General features: G+C 32.0%; 15 protein-coding genes. 8 read left to right on the plus strand and 7 right to left on the minus strand.

The window, feature by feature from the left end; translation table 11 throughout:
• Positions 1 to 136: 136 nt before the first annotated feature.
• Positions 137 to 610 carry a 23S rRNA (pseudouridine(1915)-N(3))-methyltransferase RlmH gene (gene rlmH, locus OIU83_RS03865; RefSeq protein ID WP_035628752.1) on the plus strand — a complete coding sequence of 158 codons (474 nt, stop codon included), beginning with the start codon at positions 137 to 139 and terminating at the stop codon, positions 608 to 610.
• A 46-nt stretch (positions 611 to 656) separates the two neighbouring features.
• On the opposite strand, the gene OIU83_RS03870 is transcribed toward rlmH, so the two are convergent.
• Together OIU83_RS03870 and folP are read right to left on the minus strand one after the other, a co-directional pair.
• Positions 657 to 1,283: a hypothetical protein gene (locus OIU83_RS03870; RefSeq protein WP_264204950.1), complete on the minus strand. Its 627-nt coding sequence runs from the start codon at positions 1,281 to 1,283 to the stop codon at positions 657 to 659.
• A gap of 64 nt (positions 1,284 to 1,347) precedes the next feature.
• On the minus strand, positions 1,348 to 2,172 hold the full coding sequence (gene folP, locus OIU83_RS03875) for a dihydropteroate synthase (protein ID WP_264204951.1): 825 nt from the start codon (positions 2,170 to 2,172) through the stop codon (positions 1,348 to 1,350).
• 162 nt (positions 2,173 to 2,334) lie between these two features.
• On the opposite strand from folP, the gene OIU83_RS03880 reads away from it, so the two are divergent.
• The 7 genes from OIU83_RS03880 (at position 2,335) to OIU83_RS03910 (ending at position 8,074) form a co-directional block, all read left to right on the plus strand.
• A complete protein-coding gene (locus tag OIU83_RS03880) occupies positions 2,335 to 2,883 on the plus strand; it encodes a DUF1599 domain-containing protein (RefSeq protein WP_264204952.1) in 549 nt (182 codons plus the stop codon).
• 29 nt (positions 2,884 to 2,912) lie between these two features.
• On the plus strand, positions 2,913 to 4,013 hold the full coding sequence (locus OIU83_RS03885; protein WP_264204953.1) for a BT_3928 family protein: 1,101 nt from the start codon (positions 2,913 to 2,915) through the stop codon (positions 4,011 to 4,013).
• A gap of 216 nt (positions 4,014 to 4,229) precedes the next feature.
• Positions 4,230 to 4,856, plus strand: coding sequence for a dienelactone hydrolase family protein (locus tag OIU83_RS03890; RefSeq protein ID WP_264204954.1), 627 nt, complete (start codon positions 4,230 to 4,232; stop codon positions 4,854 to 4,856).
• Positions 4,857 to 5,161: 305 nt separating this feature from the next.
• On the plus strand, positions 5,162 to 5,656 hold the full coding sequence (locus tag OIU83_RS03895) for a TlpA family protein disulfide reductase (protein ID WP_264204955.1): 495 nt from the start codon (positions 5,162 to 5,164) through the stop codon (positions 5,654 to 5,656).
• 44 nt (positions 5,657 to 5,700) lie between these two features.
• Positions 5,701 to 6,453, plus strand: coding sequence for a triose-phosphate isomerase (tpiA, locus tag OIU83_RS03900; RefSeq protein WP_264204956.1), 753 nt, complete (start codon positions 5,701 to 5,703; stop codon positions 6,451 to 6,453).
• Between the two features lie 337 nt (positions 6,454 to 6,790).
• The gene (gene mddA, locus OIU83_RS03905) at positions 6,791 to 7,528 is read left to right on the plus strand and encodes a methanethiol S-methyltransferase (RefSeq protein ID WP_264204957.1); all 738 of its coding nucleotides are present in this window, start codon (positions 6,791 to 6,793) and stop codon (positions 7,526 to 7,528) included.
• Between the two features lie 129 nt (positions 7,529 to 7,657).
• Complete coding sequence (locus OIU83_RS03910; RefSeq protein ID WP_039117633.1) at positions 7,658 to 8,074, plus strand: OsmC family protein; 417 nt, start codon at positions 7,658 to 7,660, stop codon at positions 8,072 to 8,074.
• 204 nt (positions 8,075 to 8,278) lie between these two features.
• Here OIU83_RS03910 and rpsA read toward each other — a convergent pair whose 3' ends face one another.
• From rpsA to lon, 5 genes are all read right to left on the minus strand, one after another.
• On the minus strand, positions 8,279 to 10,057 hold the full coding sequence (gene rpsA / locus OIU83_RS03915) for a 30S ribosomal protein S1 (RefSeq protein WP_264204958.1): 1,779 nt from the start codon (positions 10,055 to 10,057) through the stop codon (positions 8,279 to 8,281).
• A 536-nt stretch (positions 10,058 to 10,593) separates the two neighbouring features.
• Positions 10,594 to 11,970, minus strand: coding sequence for a nucleoside permease (locus OIU83_RS03920; protein WP_264204959.1), 1,377 nt, complete (start codon positions 11,968 to 11,970; stop codon positions 10,594 to 10,596).
• Between the two features lie 68 nt (positions 11,971 to 12,038).
• Positions 12,039 to 12,731, minus strand: coding sequence for a (d)CMP kinase (cmk, locus tag OIU83_RS03925; protein ID WP_264204960.1), 693 nt, complete (start codon positions 12,729 to 12,731; stop codon positions 12,039 to 12,041).
• Between the two features lie 45 nt (positions 12,732 to 12,776).
• Positions 12,777 to 13,799 carry a type IX secretion system protein PorQ gene (gene porQ / locus OIU83_RS03930; RefSeq protein WP_264204961.1) on the minus strand — a complete coding sequence of 341 codons (1,023 nt, stop codon included), beginning with the start codon at positions 13,797 to 13,799 and terminating at the stop codon, positions 12,777 to 12,779.
• A 187-nt stretch (positions 13,800 to 13,986) separates the two neighbouring features.
• On the minus strand, positions 13,987 to 16,440 hold the full coding sequence (gene lon / locus OIU83_RS03935) for an endopeptidase La (protein WP_264204962.1): 2,454 nt from the start codon (positions 16,438 to 16,440) through the stop codon (positions 13,987 to 13,989).
• Positions 16,441 to 16,520: the final 80 nt, after the last annotated feature.

The raw sequence follows: 16,520 nt of genomic DNA on the forward strand, positions 1-16,520 counted from the left end.
TTAGCTTTTAACCGCAAAGTGCGCAGTCCCGACGCTTCGGGATACACAAAGTACGCAATCCCGAAGCGTCGGGATAAAATCGGTCTAATCTTTTTAATCTGTGGCAAAAACTCAAAACAAAATATAATTCAAGAGAATGAATATCAAACTAATAGCTATTGGCAAAACCGACAATAAATCGCTTCAAACTTTAATTGACGATTATACCAAGCGTTTGTCTTTTTACATCAAATTTGATTTAGAAATTATTCCTGATATCAAGAATGTAAAAAACTTATCTGAGAGCCAGCAAAAAGAAAAAGAAGGTGAATTGATTCTAGCAAAACTAACACCAACTGATCAGTTAATTCTATTAGATGAAAATGGTAAAAACTTCTCAAGCGTTGGTTTTTCAGAAGAATTACAAAAGAAAATGAACTCTGGCATTAAGACTTTAGTTTTTGTAATTGGTGGACCTTATGGATTCTCTGATACCGTTTATAGTAAAGCGCAAGGGAAAATTTCGCTTTCGCTAATGACATTCTCACACCAAATGGTACGTTTGTTTTTTATCGAACAATTGTACCGCGGATTTACGATTTTAAGAAACGAACCTTATCATCACCAATAAGGAAAGTGTTCAGTTTTTAGTTGCAGTCACTGTTTAGTATTCAGTTTTAACAGATAAATTCATCTATAACCATTGCAAATGATTGTAGTTTATTGATTAAGATTTTATCCTGAATGTAACTCTCAAAACTCATATTCTTATCAAAACAAAATTGCATTTTTGGTTTAACCGTAAAATCAAGACTTGCAATATAATTGAGTAATTCTTCTCTTTTAATTGTTTCGTTATTAACTCTAACCGTTTTATTGTCTTTTTCGAAAAAGATAATTAATCCATCCGATTTTGGTTTTCCAAGTTTATAGTACAATTCTGTAAAAGGTAAAAAGGCTAAATTCTTTCCGATACTATCTGCATACGAATAATAATTTTCGGCTTTTTCGTTTTCATGCGCTTTATCAGCTCGTTTCTTTTCTTGCAATTTTGCTACTTCTGGGACAACTAATCTTAAAGGCAAGCGTTTATCAATATTAAAAAGCCAATTGGTCGAAATAATACTATTTTTACGATTCACATCTGCTATAGTATCTTTTCCTTCTGTTTTAAAGAAAATATAAATAGGCGAATGATCTTGTACATCTTTCACTACAGATACATTCGATTTTGGCAATAAAACATCTTCTTTTTTTCCACAAGAAAAAAGAATACAGACAAGAATTAAGCTAAGGTATTTCATATTTTAAATTCTAAATTTTATTTTTTGTCACAGATTAAAAAAATTATAATGATTTCTATCTGTATTAAATTGCTATTTTATTAAACAAAGTCACACATTCCATTGCTTCTTTTACATCATGAACACGCAAAATTTTTGCTCCTTTTGTCAAGGAAATCGTGTTCAAAACTGTTGTTCCATTCAACGCTTCTTGCTGGTTTATATTTAGATTTTTATATATCATTGATTTTCTAGAAAATCCTGCCAAAACTGGTAATTCCAAGATATTGAACAATTCCATTTTTTGCAAAACCTCATAATTTTGATCTAATGTTTTGGCAAAACCAAAACCAGGATCTAGTATGATATCGTTTATACCTAAACTTCGCGCTTCAGCTACTTTTTCGGAAAAATAAAAAAGCATCTCTTTTACAATATCGTCATAATCGGTTAAAGTTTGCATGGTTTGTGGTGTACCGCGCATATGCATTAAGATATACGGAACATTGTATTTGGCTATAACCCCAAACATTTTATCGTCTAGATTTCCACCCGAAATATCATTGATAATTGCTGCTCCGTTTTCTATGCAAGCTTCTGCCACTTCACTTCTAAAAGTATCTATTGAAAGTAATGCATCCGGAAAATGTTGCAAAATCAACTTTACAACGGGAACAATTCGGTTTAGTTCTTCTTCTCCCGAAACAAATTCGGCACTTGGTTTACTAGAATATGCGCCAAGATCTATAAACGTTGCTCCATCGGCAAGCATCTTTCCTACTTGTGTTATTATAGCTTCGTCGCTATCGTATTTTCCGCCATCAAAAAAAGAATTTGGCGTTACATTTAAAATCCCCATTACTTTAGGAACTGACAAATCAATAAGTTGCCCTTTGCAGTTAATTGTCATTTTGTATTTTGTTTAATGTTTTCTTTATTTCAGGTTTAAAGTTTGAGGCTTAGAAATCAATATTAACTATTTCAATAACTTAAAACTTTAAACCTGAAACTTTAAACTCTTTCAAAAATTTATCCTTATTTTTGAAGAAATTTAGACAAATATACATCAATAATGAAGAATACTTCTCAAGAATACGATAATGTAATTGCGATTTGTCGTACGCTTTTTATCAATAAAATGAAAGACTATGGTAGTGCATGGCGCATATTAAGGTTGCCTTCATTAACCGACCAAATTTTTATAAAAGCACAACGAATTAGAAGTTTACAAGAAAATGAAGTTCGTAAAGTTGACGAGGATGAAAAGGGCGAATTCATCGGAATCATCAATTATTCGATAATGGCATTGATTCAGTTAGAATTAGGTGTTGTCGATCAGCCTGATCTTGATGTAGAAAAAGCTACCGAATTATACGATGCCAAAGTTAAAGTTACCAAAGAATTAATGCTTGCCAAAAATCATGATTATGGCGAAGCTTGGCGCGATATGCGTGTGAGTTCTTTAACCGATATTATATTGCAGAAACTACTTCGCGTTAAGCAAATTGAAGATAATAAAGGTAAAACTTTAGTATCTGAAGGTATTGATGCTAATTATCAGGACATGATTAATTATGCCATTTTTGCATTGATATTAAATCCTTTGGAAACAAAAAAATAAATTAAATTTTTTTAATTAAAAAAAACTTCATGAAAAATATAATTACACAATTCTCAAGATTATTTGTTGGCGTATTATTCATTATTTCTGGATTAATAAAACTAAATGATCCCGTTGGATTCTCTTATAAATTGGCAGAATATTTTAGTGAACCTGTTTTTAATATGCCATTTTTAGAGCCATTAACTTTAGGGTTAGCTCTATTTTTAGTAATCTTAGAAGTAGTTTTGGGTGTAATGTTACTTATTGGATACAAATCCAAAGCTACAATCTGGAGTTTATTAATCCTGATTATACTTTTCACATTCCTTACTTTTTACTCTGCTTATTTTGATGTAGTAAAAGATTGTGGTTGTTTTGGTGATGCTTTGCATTTAACGCCTTGGCAATCCTTTACAAAAGATATTGTTTTACTATTCTTTATTTTAATATTGTTCATTAATAAAGAATTAGTCAAACCTTTATTTAGTAAAAGCGTTCAAAATATTGTTGCTTATGTAAGTATCATTTTGTGCATTTTTATGGGAGTTTGGGTATTGAATCATTTACCTATAAAAGACTTCCGTCCTTACAAAGTAGGAACTAATATAGAGAAAGGGATGGAAATTCCTGCTGGTGCTCCTCAATCTGTGGTTGAAATGATTTTTATTTACAATGTAAATGGTGTAAACAAAGAATTCAAAGAGAAAGATTTAATGTCTATTCCGGAAGGAGCCACTTTTGTAGACAGAAAAGACAAAGTAATCACTGAAGGTTATGTACCACCAATTCATGATTTCACAATGACTAAAGACGATATAGATCATAAAGATGAATTACTAAAAGAGCCTAAACTTATGATTTTTGTTACTTATGACTTAACACTTTCTGAACCATCTGGAATGGAAAAATTAGAAAAATTAAATCAAGAAGCTAAAGCAAAAGGATATAAAGTAATTGCTATGACTGCTTCGGGTCAAGATGAAATTGCTAAAGCAAAAGAACAATACAAACTAAATGTTGATTTTTATTTTTGTGATGCTACAACTCTTAAAACAATCGAAAGAGCTAATCCTAGTATTGTAATTTTAAATAATGGAACTATTACTCAAAAAGTACATTATAACGATATCAAAGATTTAAAGTTATAAAAATTGAATAATCATAGTTTGATTACAAAACTTTAGATTGCAACAGAAAAGTTAACCATGTAAGTGATGTAAATCTATTCAAGTTTTACATAGATTAGTCACACCTATATCTCTATTTACATCACTTATATGGTTCCAAACATCAAACCCAATAACACTTCTTACTTTAAAGACATAATGAGCAAAACACATAATTCAGTTTTTATTCTATTTTTTATGTTTTTTAGTATCTTTTCTTTTGGCCAATCGAAAACAAAGAGCATTGAACAAGCATATATCTTTTTTTTCCATAATAAATTTTTTGAAGAAAATGATTTGTATACTAAACATCCCGAGTATGGAAAAGTCGAATATAATGAAATCATTAAATCCTTTAAAAATGCTAATTTCATAGTTTATAGCGAAAAAAGAAGTAAAGATACTAATGCTTATAAATATGCTAAAAAAGTTGTAGCACAAATTAATATTTTGATAAGAAAGGGTGTTAAACCGAATAAAATAACGGTAATAGGAACTTCCAAAGGAGGTTATATTGCACAATATGTTTCAACTTATTTAGCAAATCCTGATGTTAATTTTGTATTCATTGGATGTTTTCAAGAAACAGACATAAAAGAAATTCCAGATATAAATTATTGCGGAAATATCTTGACAATCTATGAAAAATCAGATATTTACGGAGTTTCAGCCATAAAACGAAAAGAAACTTCCAAATTAAAGATCAATCATTTCAAAGAAATTGAATTAAATACAGGTCTGAAACATGGTTTTTTATATAAAGCTTCAGACGATTGGATTGTACCTTGCAAAAAATGGGCAAATGGCAATTATCAATTAAAATAAAATATAGTGTTCAATAATTATTCTGATTAGAATTTATTGAACACTTTTTATTTATCTGCCAGACGTTTTTTGACATTTAAAAACCATCTGACAAATAAAAAAACAACATTTTTTTCTTCTTCTTAAAATCAATTGAATAAAAAACATCCAAAAAACTTGTTTTGATGTGTAACTATTACGATTTCATTTTACTTTTTGTAACCAAAACTTCTCAATTTGTGACAAAATAAGGACGTCCCCAAATTTTGTTAATCTCTATTTCTGTTTCAATTTGTTTGTTTAACTTTGGTAAAAAATAAATAACCATGAAACAAATAGTTCTATTGCTTATTGCTTTTGCTACGTTTTCTTGTACAAATGCTCAAAAAACTGCTTTTTCTAAAGAAGCTTTATCCGAAAAATTATTAGCGACCGATGATAGTCAAGTTGCTTTCAAAGACATATTAAAAAAATATAAAGGAAAAACTTTGGTTATAGAAGTTTGGGCTTCATGGTGTGGAGATTGCGTAAAAGCAATGCCTAAAGTAAAAGAGTTACAAGCAAATAATCCCGATGTATCTTATCTATTTCTTTCTGCAGATAAAACTGCTGACAAATGGAAAGCAGGAATTGAAAAACACGAAATAAAAGGTGATCATTTCATGATGAATGATGGTATGAAAGGTGTTTTTGGCAAAGCAATTGATTTAGATTGGATCCCAAGATATATCATTGTGGATAAAAAAGGTAAAATTGTTTTATACCGCGCGATCGAAACCGATTTTGATAAAATAAATCAAACTTTACAAGGCTTAAAATAATAGTACAAAATTTCAAAAAAAAAACAAAAATAAAACGAACCAAAATGAGAAAAAAAATTGTTGCAGGAAACTGGAAAATGCATAAAAACGCAGAACAAACTGAAGATTTATTAAATGATTTAATTGCTAAATTACCAACTGTAAGTGAAACTCTAGTTATTGTAGCTCCTACTTTTGTAAACTTAGCTTCTGCAGTTGCACATTTAGAGTTTACTACTATTGAAGTTGCTGCACAAAATGTACACCAAGCAGAAAGTGGTGCTTTTACAGGCGAAATTTCTGCAGACATGCTAAAAAGCGTTGGGGTAGATTATGTAATTCTTGGGCACTCTGAGCGTAGAGCAATTTTTAAAGAAACTGATGCTTTAATTGCAAATAAAGTCGATGCTTCATTGAAACATGACTTAACAGCTATTTTTTGTTTTGGGGAAGAATTAAAAGACCGTCAATCAGGAAACCATTTTAATGTTGTTGAAAACCAACTAACGGATGGCTTATTCCATATTACAAAAGAATCTTGGGCTAATATTATCCTTGCTTACGAACCTGTTTGGGCTATTGGAACTGGAGAAACTGCTTCACCGGAACAAGCGCAAGAAATGCACGAATTTATTAGAGAAACTGTTCGTAAAGCTTTTGGAAGCGATATCGCCGAAGATGTTTCTATTTTATACGGAGGAAGTGTAAAACCTGAAAATGCAAAAGAAATATTCTCTAAACCAGACGTAGACGGAGGTCTTATTGGTGGAGCTGCATTAAAAGCAGATGATTTTGTTGCTATTGTAACAGCAATTTAATATTTCTTATATACCATATAGAATGGTTTGAGAGTGTAAAAACTTTCAAACCATTTTTTTATTCAATTACCTCCGAAAATTTTAGATTAATACTTCGATAACTTCTAAAAAGACAATCACCTTCAACTAACTAAAAATCAGAATTATTCAAATTAAAATACCTAAATAAAAATTCTATAAGATAATTTTCATAAATTAGCTAATACTCAAAGAAAAAATCTCCCAAAACACTCAAAAACAAGCCAATAAACAAAACCATACTAGTAACATAGGTAAATTGGTAATTTTAAAAATATAAACTGTTTTAAATTAATAAACCATCATAAAACCTACAAGTATGACAAAATTAATCACTTTTCTTTATGGAGTATTTGCTTACCTCCTATTTCTCATCGCTTTTCTTTATGCAATAGGATTTGTTGGCAATTTTATCGTTCCTAAATCAATCGATACAGGACCTGAAACCACCTTTACACAAGCACTTATTATTAATGTACTTTTGTTAAGTCTATTTGCATTGCAACATAGCATAATGGCGAGGCCTGCATTCAAAAAATGGTGGACAAATATTGTTAACCCCGCAATCGAGCGTAGCACCTATGTTTTACTCTCAAGCTCAGCATTACTATTAATATACTGGCAATGGCAACCAATGCAAACTATAGTATGGAAAATCGAGAATGAAACTGCAACCATGATTATAAATGGTATTTATTTCTTAGGATGGATTATCGCATTACTCTCTACATTTATAATTAATCACTTTGATTTATTTGGATTGAAACAAATTATTCAAAATATAAAAAATAAAGATCCAGAACCAGAATGTACTATGTTCAAGATAATTCATCTATACAAAATCGTAAGACATCCTATTATGTTGGGATTCTTAATTGCGTTTTGGGCTACGCCTGTAATGACACTCGGACATTTAGTATTTGCACTTACTACAACCATTTATATTTTTATTGCAGTAAAATTTCTAGAAGAAAAAGACCTTCGAGAATTATTTGGAGAAGAGTATAAAAATTATCAAAAGAAGGTACCCATGTTAGTTCCATTTATTGGCAAGTAAAACGAACATTTAACGCTTCGCAAAATTTGATTATATTTGAAAATACAATTATCTAAAATTCAAAAATATACATAAAACCTAATTAATTTAGTTGTTACAATTATTATTAAACCCATTAAATTCTAAAAGATGAAATTTACTAGAAAAGCACATGCCAACTGGAAAGGAACCGGGATGGAAGGAAAAGGAACTATTAGTACACAAAGTACTACACTAGATAATGCGCAACTATCATTCAAGACTCGTTTTGAAAATGGTGTGGGTACGAATCCTGAAGAATTGATTGCTGCAGCTCATTCTGGCTGTTTTACAATGCAATTAAGCTTCTTACTATCAGAAGCAGGTTATGTTCCCGAAGATTTGCATACAGAGGCTACAGTTACGTTTGAAGATGGCACGATAACACAGATTAATTTAGATTTAAAAGGAAAAGTCCCAAACATCACCGAAGATGAGTTTTCTAAAACAGCTTTAAAAGCCAAAGAAATTTGTCCGATATCTAAGTTATTGAAAACGAATATTACCTTATCAGTGAGTTTACTTTAAGAGAAGGGATTATAAACTAGTGTTTACAAAAAAAAGCACGCAAACTAAAGCAGATTTTATTACTTAAAGAAATCCGCATCATGAGCTGCAGATTTTAAAAAAAATATTTTAATCTTTATAATATGTGACAAAAAATAAAATATTCTAACGAAAAAAAAGTCCCACATTGCTGTGGGACTTTCTATATTTAAAAAAAATTAAGAATTATTTTTTCTCAGTTTTTTCCATTTTAGCTTTCAATGCAGCTAATACATCATTGTTATCTCCTAAAGTTGCAGCTGGTGCATTTGTAGATGAGTTAGATGAAGTATTTTCAGTTGCAGTTTTCACATTTTTCTCTTCTTCTTCACGGAAGATAGCAGTGTGAGATGCAACAACTCTTTTGAATTCTTTGTTAAATTCGATTACTTTGAAATCAGCAGATTCTCCTTTTTTCAATTTCTTTCCGTCTTCTTTTTCAAGGTGACGAGTAGGAATGAAAGCAACGATATCATCTCCGAATTCTACAGTAGCTCCTTTGTCAACGATTTCAGAAATTTCACCATTGTGGATAGTTCCTACAGCGAAAGAATCTTCGTATTGATCCCAAGGATTAGCAGTAGTTTGTTTGTGACCTAAAGATAATTTACGTCCTTCAACATCTAATTCTAATACAACTACATCAAGTTTCTCACCAACATTTACAAATTCAGATGGGTGTTTGATTTTCTTAGTCCAAGATAAGTCAGAGATGTAAATTAATCCATCAATTCCTTCTTCTAATTCTACGAAAATACCAAAGTTTGTAAAGTTTCTAACGATACCTGTATGTTTAGAACCTACTGGGTATTTAGAAGTAATATCAGTCCATGGATCTTGAGTCAATTGTTTGATACCTAATGACATTTTACGGTCATCTCTGTCAAGAGTTAAGATAACAGCTTCAACAACATCTCCAACTTTTACGAAATCTTGAGCAGAACGTAAATGAGTAGACCATGACATTTCAGAAACGTGGATTAAACCTTCAACACCTTCAGCAACTTCAATAAATGCACCGTAATCAGCGATTACAACTACTTTACCTTTTACTTTATCACCAATGTTTAAGTTAGCATCTAAAGCATCCCATGGGTGAGCGTTTAATTGTTTCAATCCTAATTGAATTCTTGTTTTCTCATCATCGAAATCAAGGATTACAACGTTTAATTTTTGGTCTAATTCAAGAACTTCACTTGGGTGGTTAATACGACTCCAAGAAAGGTCAGTAATGTGAATTAATCCATCAACACCACCTAAGTCAATAAACACACCATAAGAAGTAATGTTTTTAACAACACCTTCTAATACTTGTCCTTTTTGTAATTGACCGATGATTTCTTTTTTCTGTACTTCGATATCAGCTTCGATAAGCGCTTTATGAGATACAACAACGTTTTTGAATTCGTGGTTAATTTTTACCACTTTGAATTCCATCATTTTGTTTACATATACATCGTAGTCTCTAATTGGCTTAACGTCAATTTGAGAACCAGGTAAGAAAGCTTCAATTCCGAAAACGTCAACGATCATACCACCTTTAGTTCTGCATTTTACAAAACCATTAACGATTTCTCCTGTTTCATTTGCAGAAATAACTCTATCCCATGATTTAATAGTACGTGCTTTTCTGTGAGATAATACTAATTGACCTGTTTTATCCTCACGGATGTCGATTAATACTTCTACTTTATCACCTACTTTTAAAGCTGGGTTGTAACGGAATTCGTTTAAAGAAATAACACCTTCCGATTTTGCGTTGATATCAACGATAACGTCTCTATCTGTAATTCTAACAACTACACCTTCAACTACTTCTTCTTGATCTGTAGCGATGAAAGTTTTTGATACTAAGTCTTCGAATTCTTGTAAGTTTTTCTCATCTACTGCATCGATACCTTCTTCGAAGTTATGCCAGTTAAAATTTGCTAAAAACTCTTCTTGTGATTTTAATTGTTCAGACATGCTGATAAAAAATTTGTATTCTGTTTTTCTTGAGTTTCATAAAGCGATAGAAAAAACAGAAGTTGTTTTACATAAATAGTTGATACCTAATAGAAACTCTTCTCTGCCAAAAGGTTTGCAAAATTAATACATTTATTTGTAATAGCAAAACAATTCCTAGTGATTATCAGCCGATTGTTCAGGAGCAGAAGATTTCCTGTTTTTCAAGACCTAAAGTCCCGCTTTCGCCTATATCTTTTCCTGTCCCAAAAGCCAGAAAAAGGATATCGACTCTATCAGGGCTAGATTTGAGGTTTTGTAGTTTTTAAGAACTCTTGCCAAATAACAAACCTAACAGGTTTTAAAAAAATGTTAGGTTTATATGCTTTACTTTAAATTGATAAAAAAGAAGTAAATTTATTCTATATTAAACCTATAAAATTCATCGGTAGGTAACAAATATAATTGAATATAATCCCTAGAAACAACAAACCCGACAATCCCGAAGTCTCGGGTTTGTCGGGTTTGTCGGATTTGTTATAAATATTAAAAAGTCCTTAGTGACTCATGTTTTCAAACTCTTTTGGATCATGTTTATGCTTAAACAAAATAGCAAAAGCAATTGCAATAACCAAGGCATAAGCTGCGAACGACAACCAGATGTTATGCCAGTCTTTCATCAAAATTTCGCTACCAAAAACACCATCTGGAGAAACTGTATTTCCATGACTTTTTACAAAATCCAACATCTTTGGGTTTGTAGATTCTGTTTGAAGAAATCCAGCCAATTCAGACGAGTTTTTAAATGATTTTGTAAAAAATCTATCTATTGCCCATCCCGAAGTTAAACTTCCCAAAATAGCTCCTACACCATTAGTCATCATCATGAATAATCCTTGTGCCGAAGAACGTATCTTAGAATCCGTATTACTCTCTACAAATAATGAACCTGAAATATTAAAAAAGTCAAATGCCATTCCGTAAACTATACACGACATAATAATCATCCATAATCCATTTACAGGATCTCCAAAAGCGAATAATCCAAAACGCAATACCCAAGCAAGCATACTAATAAGCATTACTTGTTTGATACCAAAACGCTTTAAGAAAAATGGAATTGCCAAGATAAACAAGGTTTCTGAAACCTGAGAAATTGACATGATAATCGTAGAATACTGAATCACAAATGAATCAGCGTATTTAGGAAAATGTTTAAATTCATCAAGAAAAACATCACCATAAGCATTTGTAAGCTGCAAAGCACCCCCTAAAAACATAGAGAAAACAAAAAACAATGCCATTTTATAGTTTCCAAATAACTTAAAAGCTTCCAATCCTAATGTTTCTGTTAACGTGGCATTTTCTTTGGTTAAACGCTGCGGCTTACATTTAGGTAAGGTAAATGCATAAACTCCTAATACTAGAGCTGCGATTCCTGCAATATAAAACTGATATTCTGTCGATTTATTACCGCTCAAATTCGTAATCCACATCGCAACAATAAAACCTATTGTTCCCCATACTCGAATGGGTGGAAAATCTTTTACTATATTTTTATTATTTAATTTCAGCGAAGTATATGAAATTGAATTACTCAACGCAATCGTAGGCATATAGCAACACATTGCAGCAAGCATAACATATATAAAATGATCTGGGGTAGTAACTTGAGCTATCCCAAATAAAACTAATGCATATACTATATGTAAAACACCATATAATTTTTCGGCGTTAACCCATCTGTCAGCAATAATTCCTGTAAGGGTTGGCATAAATAAAGAAGCAATTCCCATGGTACCGAAAACCAAACCAAATTGAGTTCCTTCCCAATTTTTAGTCCCAAACCAATAATTCCCGATTGTAATAAGCCATGCTCCCCAAACAAAAAACTGAAGAAAGCTCATTATAATCAATCTGTTTTTAATTCCCATAATGATGAATTGTCTTTAAAATAAAATTAGGCGGTAAAACTACTATTTAAAATGAAATCTGCAAAGAATTAAGCTGTTTTTACAACATCATTCACTAATTCCATAACTGCTGCAAATTGTTCTTCCTTATTTAGGTAGGAATTATCAATCTCTATGGCATCATCGGCAATTACCAATGGCGAATCTTCACGGTGCGTATCGATGTAATCACGTTCCTCTACATTCTTTAAAACTTCCTCGTAAGTTACATCATCTCCTTTTTGTTGTAACTCATCAAAACGTCTTTGTGCGCGAGTACTCGCACTTGCTGTCATGAAAACTTTAAGCTCGGCGTCTGGAAAAACTACAGTTCCTATATCCCTGCCATCCATAACAATTCCTTTATTTTTTCCCATTTCTTGTTGCTGTTCTACCAATTTAGAACGCACCTGAGAAACTTCAGCAACTTTACTCACAAAACTAGAAACCTCGATTGTTCTAATTTCTTTTTCTACATTTTCGCCATTCAAAAACATTTCTCCAAAACCTAATTCAGCATTAAATTGAAAAGTCAATTGTATTGAAGGTAAATCAGCAACTAGTTTTTCTTTATCAAAAGATTCTGCATTTATATATCCGTTTTTCATGGCATATAAAGTTACGGCACGATACATGGCACCAGTATCAACATATACATATTCCAATTGTTTTGCCAATTGTTTTGCCAAGGTACTTTTTCCCGTTGACGAAAATCCGTCAATCGCTACAGTTATTTTTTTCAAAATATCGATTTTAATGTTTAAGATAGTAATTCTGTTATTTTATATTTATTCCTGAAAATTAATTGTAAGTCCAAAAAGACTTGTATTTGCTCCCAAACTATATCTGGAATAGGAATAATTAAATTTCAATTTATTTAGTTTTAGTCCAAAACCCACTGACATTCCGGAGAAATTACGCTGTTCCAGAATTCGCAATTCTTCTCCCCTTCTAAAATTGTATCCCAATCGTAAATTAAAGGCTCTTTTAGGGAAAAGCTCAACTCCAAAAATCATGTGTCGCAATGCATTGTTAAAAAACGACACCTTTTCTTCGTTTGTAGTTCCGTCAATATTTGTTGTGGCTCGTTCTGGATTTGAAAAAGCAAGATTCCATTGTTGTAAGTTCTCCAATGAAAGATGCCATCGTATAGGTACATTTTCTAATTCCTGCGAAACTCCTGCTATTATCTCCAAAGGCAATTTTTCGTAAATCCCTGAATATGTAGTGAATTGAGTTCCGATATTTCGAACAACCAACGCCCAGTTTACATCATTCTTCTCATCAATATAAAGGAATCCTAAATCCAGTGCGCCTCCAAAAGAATGATAACTCTCCAGAGTCGAAGAAATTAATTTGGCATTTGCACCAATATGAATATCTGTATATGGAATATTATATGCATAACCAAAAGAAAGAGCCGCTTCACTTCCTGTAAAATTTGAAGTCGCCTGACCATTTTCGTCATATCCCTCAAAAGTCCCATAATTAACATAACTTATACCTGCCTGAAAAGTTTGCAAGTGCTGGTCATAAGTATACGCATAAGAACCACTACCGTAAGTTACCTCGCCATAATAGCTACCATAATTTAACGCAAGATGATTATCCATATCCTGATTTAAGGTTGCAGGATTAAATAATACCTGGTTTACATCATCATCGTAAATAGTGATTGTTTTCCCTCCTAAAGCCGCTTGTCTGGGTGAAGGCATTAAATTTAAAAACTGATAGGTATACTTACCTCCTATTTGCCCGTAGGAAACAGTACAAAAAGTAAATAAATAAAAGAATCCCAGTTTTTTCAGCATGCTTTATATATTGCTTTTATCTACACTAAAACGCAGCTGCGAAGATAAAATTATAATATGACAAATTGCAAATTGTCGTTTTCAAATTGAAATAAAAAAATCCAAACCCTAAACTTTCAATTATACAGTTTAGAATTTGGATTTTTATTCCTGTTCTTTATTATGTTTCAAACACAATAAAGCTCTTTTATTTTAAATCTTTAGCGTTTTTAACTTTTTGATCTGTTAAGGCCAAAGCCAAAACTTCACTCATTTCTTTTACATAATGAAAAGTCAAACCTTCTAAATATTCAGCTTTTATTTCGTCTATATCACTTTTGTTTTCATGACATAAAATTATCTCTTTAATATTTGCTCTTTTGGCAGCCAATATCTTTTCTTTTATTCCACCTACTGGTAATACTTTTCCACGCAAAGTAATCTCTCCAGTCATTGCGATATTTTTCTTCACTTTGGTTTGCGTCAATAATGACACTAACGAAGTTAACATTGCAATACCTGCGCTAGGGCCATCCTTAGGAGTTGCTCCTTCTGGCACGTGAATATGAATATTATATTTCTGGAACAATTCTGGGTTTAAGCCTAATTTCTTAGCATTAGCCTTGATATATTCCAATGCAATTGTAGCCGATTCTTTCATTACAGTTCCTAAATTCCCTGTAATAGTTAGCGCTCCTTTTCCTTCAGAAATCAAAGATTCTATAAAAAGAATATCACCACCAACACTTGTCCAAGCTAATCCCGTTACAACTCCAGCAACATCATTGCTTTCGTATTTATCACGCTCTAATCTTGGTACACCCAATATCTTAACGATATCTTCGTCGGTTACTTTTTTATTATACTCTTCTTCCATCGCAACCGATTTGGCAGCATTACGAATTACTTGAGCCATTTTATTCTCCAGATTACGAACACCTGATTCTCTGGTATAACCTTCAACAATTTTTTCCAATTGTTTTTTACCAATCGTCAAATCTTTTGTAGTTAATCCATGAGCCAAAAGTTGTTTTGGAAACAAATGTTTACGTGCAATTTCTACTTTTTCTTCAATTGTATATCCAGACATTTTAATAACTTCCATTCTGTCTTTCAACGCAGGTTGAATAGCCGACATATTATTGGATGTAGCAATAAACATTACTTTAGATAAATCATATCCCATTTCCAGGAAGTTATCATAAAAAGCATTGTTTTGTTCCGGATCCAAAACCTCTAGTAAAGCCGATGATGGATCACCACTATTACTATTTGATAGTTTATCGATTTCATCTAAAACAAAAACAGGATTAGAAGTTCCTGCTTTTTTCAAGCTCTGAATAATTCTACCTGGCATTGCTCCAATATACGTTTTTCTGTGTCCACGAATCTCAGCTTCATCACGTAAACCACCAAGCGAAATACGTACATATTCTCTACCTAAAGCTTCGGCAACAGATCTTCCTATTGAAGTTTTTCCAACTCCCGGAGGTCCTGTTAAACATATAATTGGTGATTTCATATCATTTCGCAATTTTAAAACTGCCAAATGCTCAATCATTCTTTTCTTTACTTCTTCTAAACCAAAATGATCTCTATCCAATACTTTTTGAGCATGTTTTAAATCAAAATTATCTTTGGAGAATGTTCCCCAAGGTAATTCTAGAAATAACTCTAAGTAGTTTCTTTGGATTCCAAAATCTGGTGATTGCGGATTCATTCTGCGCATTTTAGACAATTCTTTCTCGAAATGTTTTTGCGTTTTCTCATCCCAAATCTTTTCTTTGGCTTTCTGACTCATCTCGTCCATTTCTTCCTCTTGCGAAACGCCTCCCAATTCTTCCTGAATGGTTTTCATTTGCTGATGTAAGAAATATTCACGTTGCTGCTGATCTAAGTCAAAACGAACTTTCGATTGAATGTCATTTTTTAACTCCAATTTTTGTAACTCTACGTTCATGTAACGCAATGTTTCAAGCGCGCGGTCTTTTAAACCGTTTATCGAAAGTAAACCTTGCTTCTCTTTCACCGATAAATTCATATTCGATGAAACAAAATTGATTAAAAACGATTGGCTTTCAATATTTTTAATTGCAAATGTAGCTTCTGAAGGTATATTGGGACTTTCTTTAATGATCTGGATTGCCAATTCTTTTATAGAATCCACAATAGCATTAAATTCGGTATCATTTTTCGCAGGACGTGCTTCCTCAACCTCTTTTACATTGGCAGTAATATAAGGATCCTCTGAAATTACTTCGGCAATTTCAAAACGTTTTTTCCCTTGTAAAATAACTGTGATATTCCCGTCGGGCATTTTAAGAACACGAAGAATTCTGGCAACAGTTCCTACCTTATGAATATCATCTTTGGATGGATCTTCGTCTTCTTCATTTACCTGAGAAACAACTCCGATGATTTTATCACCAGCATTTGCATCATTAATCAGTTTTATAGATTTGTCTCTACCGGCAGAAATCGGAATAACAACTCCTGGAAATAAAACAGTGTTGCGTAAAGGTAAAATTGGTAACGAAAAAGGTAACTCTTCGTTATTCATTTCTTCCTCATCCTCGGGAGTCAATAACGGTATTAATTCGGCTTCAGAATCAAATTCCTGAAGTGACAAATTGTCAATAGTAAGTATTTTATGATTTGACATAGTATAATATAAGTCGTTTTGTCATTAAAAAATAAATTCAAATCGCAAATATAGAATAAGCTTGCTTTGTTTTAAACAAA

The sequence above is a fragment of the Flavobacterium shii genome, assembly GCF_025847235.1.
Classification (GTDB): domain Bacteria; phylum Bacteroidota; class Bacteroidia; order Flavobacteriales; family Flavobacteriaceae; genus Flavobacterium; species Flavobacterium shii.